12 protein-coding genes and 1 pseudogene are annotated in these 15,444 nt (G+C 62.4%); all 13 read left to right on the forward strand.

The annotated features are described in order from the left end of the window. Window positions 1-2,099 precede the first annotated feature (2,099 nt). A pseudogene (locus QZ613_RS16635) lies at window positions 2,100-3,067 on the forward strand (sigma-54 dependent transcriptional regulator); the annotation flags it as partial. 14 nt (window positions 3,068-3,081) lie between these two features. Then, complete coding sequence (locus QZ613_RS16640) at window positions 3,082-3,666, forward strand: AAA family ATPase (protein WP_291983306.1); 585 nt, start codon at window positions 3,082-3,084, stop codon at window positions 3,664-3,666. Next, window positions 3,666-4,478 (forward strand): hypothetical protein, encoded by an 813-nt coding sequence (locus QZ613_RS16645; RefSeq protein WP_291983307.1) that lies wholly within the window; start codon window positions 3,666-3,668, stop codon window positions 4,476-4,478. Before QZ613_RS16640 ends, QZ613_RS16645 begins: the two co-directional genes overlap by 1 nt. 115 nt (window positions 4,479-4,593) lie before the next feature. After that, complete coding sequence (locus QZ613_RS16650; RefSeq protein ID WP_291983308.1) at window positions 4,594-4,824, forward strand: hypothetical protein; 231 nt, start codon at window positions 4,594-4,596, stop codon at window positions 4,822-4,824. Further along, complete coding sequence (mshL, locus tag QZ613_RS16655; RefSeq protein ID WP_291983309.1) at window positions 4,811-6,415, forward strand: pilus (MSHA type) biogenesis protein MshL; 1,605 nt, start codon at window positions 4,811-4,813, stop codon at window positions 6,413-6,415. The genes QZ613_RS16650 and mshL overlap by 14 nt, the downstream gene beginning before the upstream one ends. Further along, window positions 6,412-7,704 carry a tetratricopeptide repeat protein gene (locus tag QZ613_RS16660; RefSeq protein ID WP_291862759.1) on the forward strand — a complete coding sequence of 431 codons (1,293 nt, stop codon included), beginning with the start codon at window positions 6,412-6,414 and terminating at the stop codon, window positions 7,702-7,704. Before mshL ends, QZ613_RS16660 begins: the two co-directional genes overlap by 4 nt. A 51-nt stretch (window positions 7,705-7,755) precedes the next feature. Next, window positions 7,756-9,468 carry a type II/IV secretion system protein gene (locus tag QZ613_RS16665; RefSeq protein WP_043569661.1) on the forward strand — a complete coding sequence of 571 codons (1,713 nt, stop codon included), beginning with the start codon at window positions 7,756-7,758 and terminating at the stop codon, window positions 9,466-9,468. Window positions 9,469-9,473: 5 nt separating this feature from the next. Then, window positions 9,474-10,676 carry a type II secretion system F family protein gene (locus QZ613_RS16670; RefSeq protein WP_043569663.1) on the forward strand — a complete coding sequence of 401 codons (1,203 nt, stop codon included), beginning with the start codon at window positions 9,474-9,476 and terminating at the stop codon, window positions 10,674-10,676. Window positions 10,677-10,680: 4 nt separating this feature from the next. Beyond that, window positions 10,681-12,219 (forward strand): hypothetical protein, encoded by a 1,539-nt coding sequence (locus QZ613_RS16675; RefSeq protein ID WP_291862755.1) that lies wholly within the window; start codon window positions 10,681-10,683, stop codon window positions 12,217-12,219. Continuing rightward, window positions 12,216-12,818 carry a hypothetical protein gene (locus tag QZ613_RS16680; RefSeq protein ID WP_291901948.1) on the forward strand — a complete coding sequence of 201 codons (603 nt, stop codon included), beginning with the start codon at window positions 12,216-12,218 and terminating at the stop codon, window positions 12,816-12,818. Before QZ613_RS16675 ends, QZ613_RS16680 begins: the two co-directional genes overlap by 4 nt. Window positions 12,819-12,863: 45 nt before the next feature. Next, complete coding sequence (locus tag QZ613_RS16685; RefSeq protein ID WP_291862749.1) at window positions 12,864-13,331, forward strand: hypothetical protein; 468 nt, start codon at window positions 12,864-12,866, stop codon at window positions 13,329-13,331. A 59-nt stretch (window positions 13,332-13,390) separates the two neighbouring features. Then, window positions 13,391-14,617 carry a hypothetical protein gene (locus tag QZ613_RS16690; protein WP_291862747.1) on the forward strand — a complete coding sequence of 409 codons (1,227 nt, stop codon included), beginning with the start codon at window positions 13,391-13,393 and terminating at the stop codon, window positions 14,615-14,617. Beyond that, on the forward strand, window positions 14,614-15,402 hold the full coding sequence (locus QZ613_RS16695; protein ID WP_291901951.1) for a prepilin-type N-terminal cleavage/methylation domain-containing protein: 789 nt from the start codon (window positions 14,614-14,616) through the stop codon (window positions 15,400-15,402). The genes QZ613_RS16690 and QZ613_RS16695 overlap by 4 nt, the downstream gene beginning before the upstream one ends. Window positions 15,403-15,444: the final 42 nt, after the last annotated feature.

The following is a 15,444-nucleotide window of genomic DNA, read 5'->3' on the forward strand; positions in this document are numbered from 1 at the left end:
GAAAAAACGCGGGCGCCACGGGACGGGGCAATCGGATTCACGCCCATCATGTCCCATCGCGGTCAGCTGCTCGGTGGCCTTCATCAGGACCGATCTGGCGGTGATCGGAAGAACCCGGCGCGCGAAGCGAAAAGCAGGGCGGCACGACCGGGGCCAAGTTCGGCCCCAGCAGACAGCGCCACAGAGGACCCCGAGCGACTCGGCCGAAAACCGGAGCGTTGCAGGGTCTCGTAGCCCTGCATGCCAGCACCATGACGATGATTACCGCCCCGAATACCCATGAGATCAGCAGCGACTGGAAGCCGGAAAGTAGAGTACACGGATGGTCAGGTGGCAGGAGCGGAATGATTGCCGGAGTAGCAGGCAGGGCAGGACAAAAAGCGCGGCAGCGAAGCCGAGTCGCCTGCAGCGCGTCTGTTGACGCGGTGTCCACGGAGGGTGACTCCCGAGAGCCACCGAAGCCGACTGTTATGCCTAGGGAGGTGAATACGCGTCTTGCGCCAGCAGTTCGCGATCGAAGAGGCTCCTGCCGGATGTGGAAGGGAACCGTGCCCGTCCCGCCTGCAGCCGAAAACGAATGGTGAAACAAAGGGGTGTTGCGAAGCGCGGATTTTCGTCGGGCGTACCCAGGGCGACCACGTTCCGTCCGACATGAAGACAAATAGATGTAATCGAAGATCTGCAGGGATTCCTGAATGTCGTGGGTGACCATGATCGAAGTCGCGACCAGCGCATCGTTGAGCTTGCGACTCGGTGTCCGAATGACTCACGAGCGAGATCGGATCCGAGACCGGCCAAAGGGTTCAGGACATGATCGGCAGCGCGATCAAGGGCAATCGCCAGTGACAGAGACAACCCGCCTGGCCATGACGCCAGAAGAGTTCAGGCGCGTGCAGCGCACCCGCGTGGCGCAGCGGGGGGCCCCCACACGCCGACCGGAATGAGCTTGAGCAGCACCACTGTCGCGACTCAGATCTTCGGGAGGTCGGGTGCTCGCGCATCTGATAGGCGAGTTGTCGAACACCGAGAATCGTGAATAGGGCACCGAACTGAAAACAGCATCCCATGAGCCCGTGCGCGGGCGTAGAGTTTACGGCGTCGCATAACTCGGGTACCGACCGACCGTCGATAAGGCCGTCGCCGCGCTGGGCTTGAGCGGCCGCCGATCAGCCGGGAGCAGGGTCGTCTTGCCGCCCAACCGAAAACCACCATGATCGGCGACGACCCTTCCCGCGCCGGGATATCATGCGCATGATGATGCCCTTGAGGACGTCGATCGTCCGTAGCGAATCACAAGATCATTGATCTCGACAAGTTATCGTCAGACCACTCTGCATCATGAGACGAAAAAAAGGCCGATTATAACGAGATAGCCAGAGGCGAGCAGAGTGAATTGCTGGCGCGGTGCCAATGGTGGTAACAAGACGTGTTAGGCTATCCCGAACACGACCGCCGCTCTCAATTCCCATGACGGAAATCTTACTGCCCGAAAAAACTCCCTAAAGTTGATCGTTGATCGAGAACCGTGATCTGCGACACCTTGAGTTTTCGCTGAGTTCGCTCTTCGCAGTGGTCACCAGCCATTCTCGTCCGATTGCCTGCAGCTGCTTAGCCAGTGCGCAGACAGCGGAGCTGGCCCTTGGTCGACTCGGACTGCGAAGGTGCCGCATCGTCCGAGAGGGTTATTTTTTTGGCTGCACGCCTCGATACTCAGCGCCAATTTGACTCACACCCCTCTTTTTTCTTGATCCTCCTATTTGTCACGCACCCCCCGCATACGCACTAGTCGTTCTATCGGGCCCCCCCCACAAGCTTTGAGCGACACGGTTTACATTTTCTACCCATTGTCGCACAGTCGCCTTATATTTTGCAAGATTCTACCACCCACCCTCACTTGGACACCCCGCCTTTTTCCTGCTGACACTTCTTGTAGCTGGCAACCCCCCCCCCAGCCGTGCAAAACACCCCGAGCGACCTGCAGAATTTGGTTATCAAAGCGGCACGATTCCTGGACACGAATGTTCCTTTTGACGACCTAGACGACAAAAGAGCCAGGGCGAGGGAGCTCCCAGTGATCGGGCACAGATAGGAAATCACGAGAGCTGCGCGTGCAGCTGCGCCAGTATGCCGACCTGCCTTTCGCGGTGCTGATCGAAGGCGAGTCGGGCAGCGGCAAGGAGATAATCGCCTCTGCCTGTCTGCACTACGATACTCGCCGCCGCGAGAAACCGTTTCTGGCGCTGAATTGCGCTGCCATCTCGCCAAACCTGGTTGAAGCGACGCTCTTTGGCTACGCTCGCGGCGCGTTTACCGGCGCAGTCGCCACCAAGGCGGGCTACTTTGAAGACGCGACCGACGGCACGCTGTTCCTTGACGAGATCGGCGAACTGGCCCTCGAACTCCAGGCCAAGCTGCTGCGGGTACTCGAAAACGGCGAGTATCAGCGGGTCGGCGAAACCCAGCAGCGCTTCAGCCAGGCACGTATCATTGCCGCCACCAACCGCGACCTGCGCAAGGAGGTGCGCGCCGGCAATTTTCGGGCCGATCTTTATCACCGCCTGTCGGTGTGCGCGATCGTTGCTCCGCCCTTACGCGAGATGGGCGACGACAAGCTGCTCCTGCTCGAGCACTTCCGGCAACTGTACGCGGCACAGACGCGGCAGCTGCCATTCACGCTCTCTGCCGAGGCAAGACTTCTTTGGCTCGACTACGCTTTTCCAGGCAACGTCCGCGAATGCGCAATATCGTCATTCGTTTGGTCAGCAAGCAGTCGGGGCAGATCGTCGACGTCGCCGCGCTGGAAGCCGAGCTTGACGTCCCCGACGAGCCGCTGGCCGCTTCGGCCAACATCGCTCCGGGCAGCGATGAGGCCGCTGGCGAGGCCATCGTCGCGGCGGCAACACAGCGTTTGCGGCAACGCGAACCGTTCAGCCTCGATGGGCTGCTCAACGCCACCGAGCGCGGCTATATCGAGGCCGCGCTGAAGCTCGCGCATGGCAATGTCAGCCAGGCCGCGCGCCTGCTCGGCATCCATCGCACGACACTCTACAACCGCATGGAATCGTCGGCGCGGGAACTCTGATGTATCTTGAGCATTTCGGTCTGCATCAACCCCCCTTTCGCATCACGCCACATACCGAGTTCTTTTTCTCTGGCGGCAAGCGCGGCGCGACGCTCGAGGCGCTGATCTACGCGATTACGCACGATGAGGGGATCGTCAAGGTCAGCGGCGAGGTCGGTAGCGGCAAGACCATGCTCTGTCGGATGTTGCTCGAGAAGCTGCCGGACAACGTCGAGACGATCTATCTGGCCAATCCGATGCTCTCGCGCGAAGAAATCCTCTTCGCCATCGCCGACGAGCTTGGCATCCCGCCAGCGGAAGGGCGCAGCCATCTGCTCCTTCGCTCACTGCAGGAACGTCTCCTGGAAATCTATGGCAGCGGGCGCCAGGTGGTGGCCCTGATCGACGAGGCCCATGCCATGCCTCCAGAGGCTCTGGAAGAAATCCGCCTGCTTTCCAACCTCGAGTCCAATCGTCACAAACTCCTGCAAATTGCCCTCTTTGGTCAACCCGAGCTCGATTTCCGCCTGCAGCAGGCAGACATGCGCCAGCTCAATGACCGCATCACGCAAAAACTTCAGGCTGGAACCGCTGCGCCAAAGTGATGTATCCGTCTACCTGCTCTTCCGCCTGCGCGCTGCCGGTTATCGGGGTCCGGATCCGTTCACCAAAGGGGGCCATAGAGCTGATCAGCAAGGCCTCCGAAGGGCTCAGTCGACGCATCAACATTCTTGCCGACAAGGCGCTGCTCGCGGCCTTTTCCGAAGGCGTGCATCAGGTCGATCGACGACAGGTGCGCAGCGCGATTGGCGATGCCGGATTCAGGCGCCTCGGTCGCCGTTTCAACGTCGGCTGGGCCTGGGCAGGGGCCGCAGCAGGCGTCTGTGCCATCGCCTTCCTGGCCTACTCTGCCGGAAAGCAGAGCCTTGGCAGCATTCCTCTCGCGCCAGCGATCGTTACCACTCCGCCGCTCGCCGTGCCGGCGGAGCAGGCCGTAGAGCCGACAGCTGTCGCGCCGACTTCGCCACCGGAGGCGCCTTCCGGCGCAGCGCTCGCGGCGGCGCCTGTCGGAGTTGCCGAGGCGCCGCACGCGCAACCGCCACTGACGCTGGCCGAGCGAAGCGCGGCAAGCAAGGCCTGGCTGGCAAAGACTCCGGATAGCCATTTCTTCATTCAGTTGCTCGTTGTCGATGCCAGCAGCGAGAAAGAAGTACTTGATTTCATTGACAAGCATGCAACGATGCTGGATCTTCGACAGCTTCGGATCTATCGCTCGAATCTGAGCGGCAAAGACCGGCTCGGCGTCATTTACGGCGACTACCCGTCGCGCGAGCTGGCCAACGCGGCGCTGGCCAAGCTTGCCGAGGTCAGCCCGGCGAGCAAGCCCTACGTTCGATCGGTCAGCAGACTACGCTGACCAGCCCCTCGGACGAAGCGACAAACATAGTCACAACACAATAAAAATCATGCACTTGCATCGAAGTTCTGTCGTGGTATCATCAACTCCACTGTTAACCGGAGCAAGCTCGAGCGTGCCTCTGCCAATTCTCGGCGCCATCCTTCTGGCCCTTCTCCTCGGCGCGTGTACGCCAACGACGCTGAGCAGCGGGCCGGCAGCCGCTCACCTGCAGAAAGACAGCGCGCCCAGCACGCCGGGCGCCATTCCCGCCCCGGTGCAACAGAGCCTCTCGCTACCGAGGCCACGGCCGGCTGCCAAGACCGAAACCTACAGCGTGGTGGTGCAACAACGTGCAGGTTCATGACCTGCTCTTTGCCCTGGCCCGCGATGCCAAACTCAACGTCGACATCCATCCCGGCATTGTCGGAGAAGTGACCCTCAACGCCATCGATCAGACCCTTCCGCAGTTGCTCACGCGCATTTCCAAGCAGGTCGATATGCGCTTCGAACTCGATGGCCCGAACCTGGCGGTGATGCCCGACACTCCCTATCTCAAGAACTACAAGGTCGACTACGTCAACATCTCTCGCGATGTGACCGGCACCGTGTCGACCAATACGCAGATCTCGACCAGCGCGCTGGCCACCGGCAGTGGCGGCGCTGCGGGAACGGGCAACACCTCGCGAATTCAGATCGAGAACAAATCGAACAACCGTTTCTGGTCTTCTCTCGAGAAGAACCTGAAAGACCTGCTACATGAGACCGACAAGATTTTCCCGGAAGGAACGACCGAGACGGTGACCGAGCAAAGTGCATCGCAAAGCACAACCGGCACCGGCGGAACAGCGACGGCAACGGGTACTACGGCTCGCCTGACGCAACTCGCACAGAACCTGGCCGGCAGCCCGAACCCGGCGACCTTGCAGAATGCCGGCGCCACGGTCGTCAAGCGCATGACTTTCCGCGAGGCGGCGTCGGTGATCGCCAATCCGGAAACCGGGGTGATCAACGTCAGAGCGACGTCTCGACAACACGAAAGGGTCCAGGAGTTCCTCGATCGGGTGATGGGCAGCGCCCGGCGCCAGGTGCTGATCGAGGCGACGATCATCGAGGTTGGCCTCAGCGATGGCTACCAGCAAGGTATCGAGTGGAGTCGTTTTACCAGTGGTAGCGACTACAGCGTGACCAAACCCGCCTTGACGACCAACGTCGGTAGTGTGGTCACCCCCTACGTCCTCAAGTACCGCAACCTCGACCCCTTGAATCTCCTGTCGACCGTGGAGCTGCTGCGCGCCTTCGGCACCGTCAAGGTACTCTCCAGCCCGAAACTGACCGTGCTCAACAACCAGACCGCAACGCTCAAGGTATCGGAGGATTTCGTCTACTTCAATGTCAAGCAGGACGTCGTTCCGGGCAACACCAACACTAACGCCACGGTGACCACGACGACCACGCCACAGTCGGTGTCGATCGGTTTCTTCATGAGCCTGACGCCACAAATCAGCGACAACGGCACGGTCACCTTGAACGTTCGCCCGTCGATTTCCAGCATTGCCGAGCTGAAGCAGGATCCCAACCCGAGCCTGGCTGCCAACAACATCAAGAACCTCGTGCCGCAGATTCGCATGCGCGAAATCGAGTCGATCATGCGTGTCGAAAGCGGCGACATTGCTGTCCTTGGCGGGCTGATGGAAGACCGCCTGGATAACCGCGCCGGGCGCCTGCCAGGCCTCGGCGACATTCCGTTTATCGGGGAAGTGTTCAATACTCGCAACAACTCGTCTGCCAAGACGGAACTGGTCGTCCTGATCCGCCCGACGGTGATCAAGGATGCCTCGATCGATGGCGACTTCAGCAGCTTCAGAGACGTCCTGCCGGGCAAGGATTTCTTCAAGACCGACCAGGTCTATCGGCCGTTCTCGCTCCCCGAACGCCCTCCGGAGCCACTGCAGTGAGTCTGCTGATGGACGCGCTGCGGCGCGCCGAGGAAGCCAAACGCAAGGCCAGCGCCAACGCTCGGCCAACGGCCACGGTGGCGGGGGAACTGCGCCTCGACCCCCTGCCGCTGGAAACGCCAGCGCCATCCGACGAACAGACGTTCTCGTCGCTTGCCGATGACCTCGATGCAGTCGAAGCCGATCTGGCTTCGCGACGCCCGTCGGCAGCAGCGACAGGACGTGCACCCACGGCGGCACGCTCGGCAGCCGCCTTCGACAGTCAGCAGGCGGACGAGCGGACAGCCGCGAGAAACCTGTTTGCCGTCAAGCAGACACCCAGGTCACGCACCTCGTTATGGCTCTTTCTCGGCCTGCTCGGCGTGGCGACGATCGCCATCGGCGGCTATTTCTGGTGGCAATTGCAGTCCATTTCCGGCGCAGCGCTAGTCGCACCTACGTCCGCCGCGCGACCGCCGGCGTATCCACCAACCCCGGCAATGCAGCAGCAAGCAACACCGCTCGCGCACTCACCGGCCAGCACACTGCAGACGGCTGCAGAAGGGCACGGCGAACAGCCGCCCGCGGCAACGCCCGCCGGCGAAGCGCCCGAGCGATCAACGCCGGCGCAGCGAAAACCGGACGCCTCCTCATCCTCGTCCACAGGGCGCGCACCGAGAGACGGCGGCATGGCTCCGCGCGCAGCGGCGGCGGAGGTTTTCCAACGCAGTTCCGGCCGCAAACAAGCGACGCAGACCCTTGAAAAAGCCTACGACGCCTGGCTTGCGGACCGTCTGGACGACGCGCGCCGGGGCTACGAACAGGTCCTGCGTGGCGACCCCAGAAATGCCGATGCCCTGCTCGGCCTGGCAGCTATTGCCAACCGGCAGGGCCAGCTTGAGCGGGCGCAGGGACTGTTTCTGCAAGTTCTCGAATCCGATCCCGGCAACATGACTGCGCAGGCGGCGCTGATCAACATGCGCGGGCAGAGTGGCGCCAGTCAATCCGAGAGTCGTCTGAAGACCTTGATCGCCCGCCAGCCCGACTCGTCGGCCTTGTTCTTCGCCCTCGGCAACCTCTACGCCGGGCAGAGCCGCTGGAGCGATGCCCAACAGGCCTATTTCCAGGCTTATTCGCTGGAGCCGGGCAATGCCGACCATCTCTTCAACGTCGCCGTCAGTCTCGACCACCTGCGCCAGAAGAAGCTCGCAGCGCAGTACTATCAGATGGCCTTGAGCGCTGCCGAAACCTCACCCAGCGCCTTTGACAAGAATGCCGCAGAGCAGCGCATCCTTGAACTGCAACGATGAACGTGATCGTCTGCGACCATCGCTGCTGCTGAAGTGCCGGTCCAAGCCCTCATGAACGCTGCAGCCACTCCCGTCCATTCCCGGCCGCTAGGCCAGATCCTGCTCGGCAAGGGCATTCTCAGCGAGGACCAGCTGCGTATCGCCCTGCTCGAGCAGATGAAGTCCAACCGGCCGATCGGCAAGCTCCTGGTATCACTCGGCTTCGTCTCCGAGGCGACGCTACGCGACGCGCTTTCGGAAAGTCTGGGCAAGCAGAGCGTCGATCTCTCGAATGCGATCATCGACCCATCGGCGCTGAAATTCGTTCCGCGCGATCTTGCCAAACGCCACCACCTGCTGCCGCTCGACTACGACGCTGAAAACCTGCGGTTGACGGTCGCCATTGCCGACAGCAACGACATCGTCGCGCTGGACAGAATACGTGCGCTGGCCAGCGACGACATCGAAATCGAAACCCTGCTCGCCGGCGAAACCGAAATCGACCGCGCCATCGACCAGTACTACGGTCACGAGTTGTCGATCGACGGCATCCTGCACGAGATCGAGACCGGCGAGATCGACTTCCGTGGACTGCAATCATCGGCCGATGAGTACAGCCAGCCGGTTGTTCGGCTGATCGACTCGATCCTCACCGACGCCGTCAAGCGCGAGTCCTCGGATATCCACTTCGAGCCGGAAGCCAGCTTCCTGCGCATTCGTTACCGCATCGACGGCATGCTGCGGCAGATCCGCTCGCTGCACAAAACCTACTGGCCGGCGATGGCCGTGCGCATCAAGGTCCTCTCGGGCATGAACATCGCCGAAACCCGCGCCCCCCAGGACGGCCGCATTTCGCTCAACCTGCGCGGTCGGCAGATCGACTTTCGCGTTTCCGCACAACCGACGATTCACGGCGAGAACATCGTCCTGCGCATCCTTGACCGGCAAAAAGGCATCGTGCCGCTGGAGGGCCTGGGCCTCGCCGACAAACAGCTCGACCAGCTGAAGCTGATGATCGCCCGGCCCGAAGGAATCGTCTTCGTCACCGGCCCCACCGGCAGCGGCAAGACGACCACGCTCTATTCGGTGCTCAACCACATCAACTCCGAGGGCGTGAACATCATGACCCTGGAAGATCCGGTCGAGTATCCGATGACCATGGTTCGGCAGACTTCGGCCGCCGATTCGGTGAAACTCGATTTCGCCAACGGCATCCGCTCGATGATGCGTCAGGATCCGGACATCATTCTGGTCGGTGAAGTGCGTGACGCAGAAACCGCCGAGATGGCCTTGCGCGCGGCGATGACCGGGCACCAGGTGTATTCGACCCTGCATACCAATTCGGCGATTGGCGCCATCCCCCGCCTGCTCGATATCGGTATCGTCCCGGACATCATGGCCGGGAATATCATCGGCATCATCGCGCAGCGGCTGGTGCGGCGGCTGTGCGTGCACTGCAAGCTCCCCTACCAGGCTGAAGCGCACGAGGCCCGCCTGCTCGGCACCCTGGCCGACGGGCCGCGGCCGGTGGTCTATCGACCGGGCGGTTGCGAGCGCTGCGAATTTCAGGGCTATCGTGGGCGCCTGGCGATCATGGAGCTGCTGCGCATCAACGCCGACATGGACGAGCTGATCGCCAGGCGCAGCACCTTCCGGGAAATGCGCACGCTGGCCAGCCGCCAGGGCTTTGCCACGCTAGCCGACGACGGGCTGCGCCGCGTTCTCGACGGATCGACGGCGCTCGAGGAAGTCGGCCGGGTGGTCGACCTGACTGACCGGATGTAGGATCGGTGCCGCTCTACACCTACAAGGCGGTCAATCCCGATGGGCGGATGCTGCTCGGCCGGATCGACGCCCTCAACCTGGTTGACCTCGAAATGCGTTTGCGGCGCATGGAGCTGGATCTGGTCAGCGGCGAACCGCTCAGCCAGCGCACCTTGTTCGCCAGCGGCGGCGTGCCGCGCCGGGAAATGATTCACTTCTGCTTCCATCTGCAGCAACTGGTGCGTGCTGGCGTGCCGGTCATCGAGGGACTGACCGATCTGCGCGACAGCCTTGAACACGCACGCTTTCGGGAGGTGGTGGCCAGCCTGATCGAGGCCATCGAGGGGGGGCAGACGCTGTCGCAGGCGATGGACGGGCATCGCAGCGTTTTCAACGCCGTCTTCGTCAGCCTGATCCGCGCCGGCGAAACGACCGGTCGCCTGCCGGAAGTCCTGCACAGTCTGAACGAGTCACTGAAATGGGAGGATGAACTCGCCTCGCAAACCAAGAAGATGATCGCCTACCCCGCCTTCGTTGGCGTCATCGTCCTGGCCGCCAGCTTTTTCCTGATGGTGTACATGGTTCCGCAGCTGAAGATGTTTGTGACGAACATGGGACAGGTCCTGCCCACGCAGACCGTCGTCCTTTTCTTCGTCTCCGATCTGATGGTCGACTACTGGTATCTCCTGCTCATACTGCCGGCGATCCTGGCGCTTGGCCTGCGCGCCCTGTTGCACAGCAATCCGCTGGCCCGCTTTCGCTTCGATGGCGTCAAGCTCGCCTTGCCGTTTCTGGGCAACATCCTGCGCAAGATCGCCCTCTCCCGCTTCGCCAACACCTTCGCGCTGCTGTATGCCTCCGGCATCCCGATTCTCGAGTCCATCCGTACGACGCAGGACGTCGTCGGCAACCTGGTCATTCGCCGCGGCCTGGAACGTGTCGAACAGCTGATCGGCGAGGGGCAGAACGTGACCGCTGCTTTTCACGCCACCGGTTTCTTCCCGCCGCTGGTCATCCGCATGCTGCGCGTCGGCGAGAACACCGGCGCGCTCGACGACGCCCTGATGAACGTCAGCTACTTCTATAATCGCGACGTCAAGGAATCGGTGGCGCGCATGCAGCAGCTGATCGAACCACTGCTTACCGTCGTCATGGGTGCGCTGCTCGGCTGGATCATGCTCTCCGTTCTCGGGCCGGTCTACGACGTGATCAGCAAGATTCAGGTATAGCACGATGGCTGCCAGTCGCCTCCTCTACCTCAGCACCCATCACTTGTCGGCCTTCGCCTGGCAATCGGGAGAGTTGACCGACGAGCGCTCGTTCGACGCCAGCGAAAGCGGGCAGGCGGCGTTCGCCGACTACCTGGCGGCCAACTCGAGCAGTGTCTTCGCGCTCCTGGCCAACGTCTCGGAAGAGGGTTTTCATATCGAGACCATTCCCTTTCTGCGCGGCAATGATCGCCAGGCGATCATCGCGCGCAAGCTCGGGCAGCTGTTCTTCAATGCCAAGCTGCAGACGGCGCTTTCGCTCGGGCACCAGAAGTCGCGCCGCAAGGACGAACGCATCATGCTTGCCGCCCTGACCAGGCCAGAGGTTTTTGCCCCCTGGCTCGACGCCCTGGCGAGCGCCGAACTGCCCCTCGCCGGCGTTTATTCGCTGCCACTTCTGGCACCGCTGCTCCTGCGCAAGCTCGGCATCCCAGCGCAACCGTGCCTCTTGCTGACCATCCAGGACCAGAGCCTTCGACAGAGTTACCTGGACAACGGCGAACTGCATTTCAGCCGCCTGACGCCGTTGCACAACAGCAGTATTGGCGGCATTGCGCAGACCTTCTCGAGCGAAGCCCTGAAACTGCAGCAATATCTGGTCGGTCAGCGCCTGATCGGTCGCCGGCAGCCGATCACGGCCTACCTCCTGGCGCACGCCAGCGCGCGCAAGGCCATTGCCAGCAGTTGTGTCGATAGCGAAGCCCTGTCCTTCGTCATCCTCGACATCGAAGACAGCGCACGCAAGTGCAAACTCAAGACGATACCCACCGAAACCCGCTGTGAGCCGCTTTTCCTGCACCTGCTGGCCACAGATCCTCCACGCGCACAGTTTGCCAACGATGATCAGCGACACGACTACCATCTGTGGCTGCTTCGCTCGATCGTGCGCCGAGTCGGCACGTTTGCCTTGCTGAGCTGTCTGCTGCTCGCCGGCAAGCAGCTTTTCGACGCCGCGCAGATCAGGAACGAGGTCGAGGTTCTCACCTCCGAGACCGGGCTCACTCGCCAGCGTTATGCCGACATAGTCAAGACTTTTCCAGCGATTCCAACCAGCAACGAAAACCTGCGTCGGGTCATCAACCGCTACGTCGAGCTGGAAAGGAACAGCGCGTCACCAACGACCATGTTCCGCGAGATCAGCCGCGCGCTGGGCAGCGCGGAGTGGGTCGACCTCGAGGCCATCGACTGGCAAGCCGGGACTGTGCAACGGCCGCCAGCGCCCGGCGGCAATGTCCCGTCCGGCGAGGTGCAGCCCGTCGATCAGGAGACGGCCATTATCCACGGCACCCTGCGTCTTGGTGAAGGCAGCAACCCGCGGCAGGTGCTGGCTGTTTTCAATCGTCTCGTCGCCGCCCTCAGGGGCAACCGGCAACTGCAGGTTGAGGTCTTGCAGCAGCCCTTCGACGTCGAGTCGGGAAAGTCGCTCAAAGGTGGCGACGCGGCACTGGAAGGCAAGGAGTCGCGATCATTCAAGGTGCAGATCCGGCGGACGAGCGGCTCATGAAGATTGTGCGCACTGATTTTCGCAAGCTGCAGGCGAGCGCCTTCGCTGGCATCCTGATGGTCGCCGCCGGCGGGCTCGCCCTCTACGTCTCGTTCGACGCCAGGAAAAGCGCCGAGCAGGCCAGGGCCCACATCGCTGCGCAGTTCGCCGAAGCCGACGGGAAGCTGAAGCAGGTCCGTGACGAAGAAAGCGAGGTCAAGCAGAAATCGATCGTCTTCAACACGCTGCGCGAGCGTGGCATCATTGGCAACGAGCAGCGCCTCGACTGGGTGGAGCTGCTCAAGGATATTCGCGACAAGCATCGTCTGATCGATCTGCGCTACGAGATCGCGCCGCAACGCATGCTTGACGGCCAGGTCGGAAATGATTTCGTGGTCTTTGCCAGCAGCATGAGGCTGGAATTGAAGCTGTTGCATGAAGAAGACCTTACCCGCCTCCTCGACGACTTGCAGCGGCAGGCGAAGGCGCTGATCAGGGTGAAGAGCTGTCGGATCGAGCGGCTGCCGGCGACGGGCGACGAGCGTGGTGGTGGCCGGGCAAATCTGATGGCTGATTGTGAAATCGAGTGGCTGACCTTGCGTGACGTGCGCAGCAAGTGAGCTGGAGACGAGCAGTAATGGACCAGAAAGGCACGGAAACAGCCAATGACCGAGTTCCTCCGATCCGCTAGGCTTGCCGCGCCGGCCGTTTGCGCCGCGCTGCTCCTCGTCGCGACCTGCCCGCAAGCTGGGGCCGACGAGGAAGCGCTCGGTCGCCTGTTCTTTACCCCGGAGCGCCGCCAGCAACTTGATCGCCAGCGCGAAATGAACCTCCTCGACCAACAGCAACTCCCCGCCGACCCGACGCTGACCATCGACGGCGTCGTCACGCGCAGCAGTGGTCGGCGTACGGCGTGGGTAAACGGCCACCCGCAGCATGAAAACGAATGGTTGAACGACCTGACGGTTACGCCGCGGCACGGCGACCCCGGCAAGGTGCTGCTCGAGCTCAGCGATTCGCCAGCGGCGAGAGCCCGTGTCGGACAGACCGTCAACCGTAACTCGGGCGTGGCCAGCGATCTGCTCAACGGCGGCCGGATCAGCATTCACTCAACGGCAACCGGGGCGAAGTAGGCAATGTTCCGGGCTGCGCGAGAATTCTGCCTGGCGATCGTGGCCAGTCGTGCCGGCCGATGAAGCAGCTGCGCAACGACCGCCACCGACTGCCGCTCCGGCCGCAGCAGAGCGGTATCGCGCTGATGGCCATGTTGACCCTGTTGACGCTGCTCGGGCTGTACGTATTCGTCGGGCAACTCAGTACCACCCAGTTCCTGACGGCGCGGGCACTGGGGGCGGCAGACGCGCTGGCCCAGGGCCGCGACGCGCTCATCGCTGACGCCATCGCACAGCCGTCGATAAGCGAAGCCGGCTACTTGCGATTGCCTGACCTGGGTGTCGACGGCTTCGGCGTCGCAGCCGAGGGCGGAGCTTCGGCGAACTTTGCCGGCAACGGCCAGGATCGCTCGGTGATCGGCAAACTTCCCTGGAAGACGCTGACCAGCGGGCCGCTTCGCAGCCAGGGTGAGTGCCTCTGGTATGTGGTCGCGGGGCGCTTCCAGAGGGTTGTCAAGACGGCGGTGTTCAACTGGGACACGCAGGGCCAGATCGACGTGATCGACGGCAACGGGGCGGTCGTGGCAAGCAATCTCGCAGCGCTGGTCGTCGCTCCCGGACGCTCACTGGGTGGCCAGGCGCGGGATCTGGCTGACGCCGTTTACAGCCAGTGTGGCGGCAACTACGACGCGCGCAATTATCTGGACACTTTCGACAACACCAATGCACTCAGCGGAGAGGTCAACTACTTCACCGGCAGCACCAACAATAGAGTCGCCTCGGGCAACAACAACAAACGCTTCGTGATGGCCGAGACCGACTTCTACAACGACCGTCTCGTGTTCATTACCGCAGCCGACGTCTTCGATCCGCTGATCAGGCGCCGTGATTTTTCTGGCGAGATTACCAGCTGGCTCGACAATGCAGCTTTCCAGGCCCACTTGCAGGCGATCGCGGTCACCGGCAGCAAGGGAACCGACAACCTGCTCTGTAATCAGGCTCCCAATCCGCCCTTCTGTACAAACTGGAAGGAAATGCTGTTTCTGACGCAACTCCCGACGCCGGCGCCGATCAGCATCGACGGAGCGACGTCTGGAAACTGTAGCCGCGTTCTCATCTTCGCCGGCCGCAAAGGGGCTGGCCAGAGTCGCAACGACGGTGTCGAAAGGGCCAACAAGGACAACTACCTCGAGAACCCCAACCTCGCCTCATTCAATGTCCCGACGGCTGCCGCCGCCAACTTCAGCGGGGTGTCGGTCTTCGACTATCGCACGCCGGCGACCGACGTCGTGCGCTGCCTGCCATGAACCACTGCCCTTCTCCGCTGGCACGACACGACGGCTTCACGCTGGCCGAGCTGGCCGTTGTGCTGGTCATCGTCGCGCTGCTGATCGGCGGCCTACTGATCCCCCTGTCGACGCAGATCGATATTCGCAATGTTGCTGACACCAGGAGGGCACTGACCGAGATCCGCGAGGCGATGCTGGGCTATCTGGTCGTCAATGGCCGCTTGCCGTGCCCGGCGTCGGCGACCCTGGTCAGCGGCGCGGTCGGTGCCGGGCTTGAAGGGGCGTGGGGTCCGGGAGGCGGTGGCCTTCCTCCCGGCTGCGCCAATCTCGCGGGAGTTGTTCCGTGGGCGACCCTGGGAGTGCCGGAGACCGATGCCTGGGGACGGCGCTACACCTACCGGGTGACCCGCGCCTTTACCAAGACCGTCCCCACCGCCGATTTCACCGAGTGCTTTCCGCCGCCGCCTTCGCCACCCCTAAGCGCGGCCTTTGCGCTCTGCTCGCCGGGCGACCTGACGGTGTTCGCAAACGTCGCCGCTGGCGCCAGAATCGCGACCGACGTCCCCGCCGTCATTGTCTCGCACGGCAAGAACGGCAACGGGGCATACACGGTCCTGGGAACGCAAATGGCGGCCGGTGCCGACGCCGATGAAGTGGACAACCAGTTGACCGGCGGCGGGATCAACACCGCCAACCGCGATTTCGTGTACAAGACCGCGACCGATGCCTTTGACGACGAGGTCGCGTGGATTCCCACGGGGGTGCTTTTCAGCCGCATGATCAGGGCCGGAAAGTTGCCCTAGCGGCTTACCGATGACGCAGGAGCGTCTCGCCTCGGCATTGCA

Source organism: Candidatus Accumulibacter sp. ACC005, assembly GCF_907163215.1.
GTDB lineage: Bacteria > Pseudomonadota > Gammaproteobacteria > Burkholderiales > Rhodocyclaceae > Accumulibacter > Accumulibacter regalis.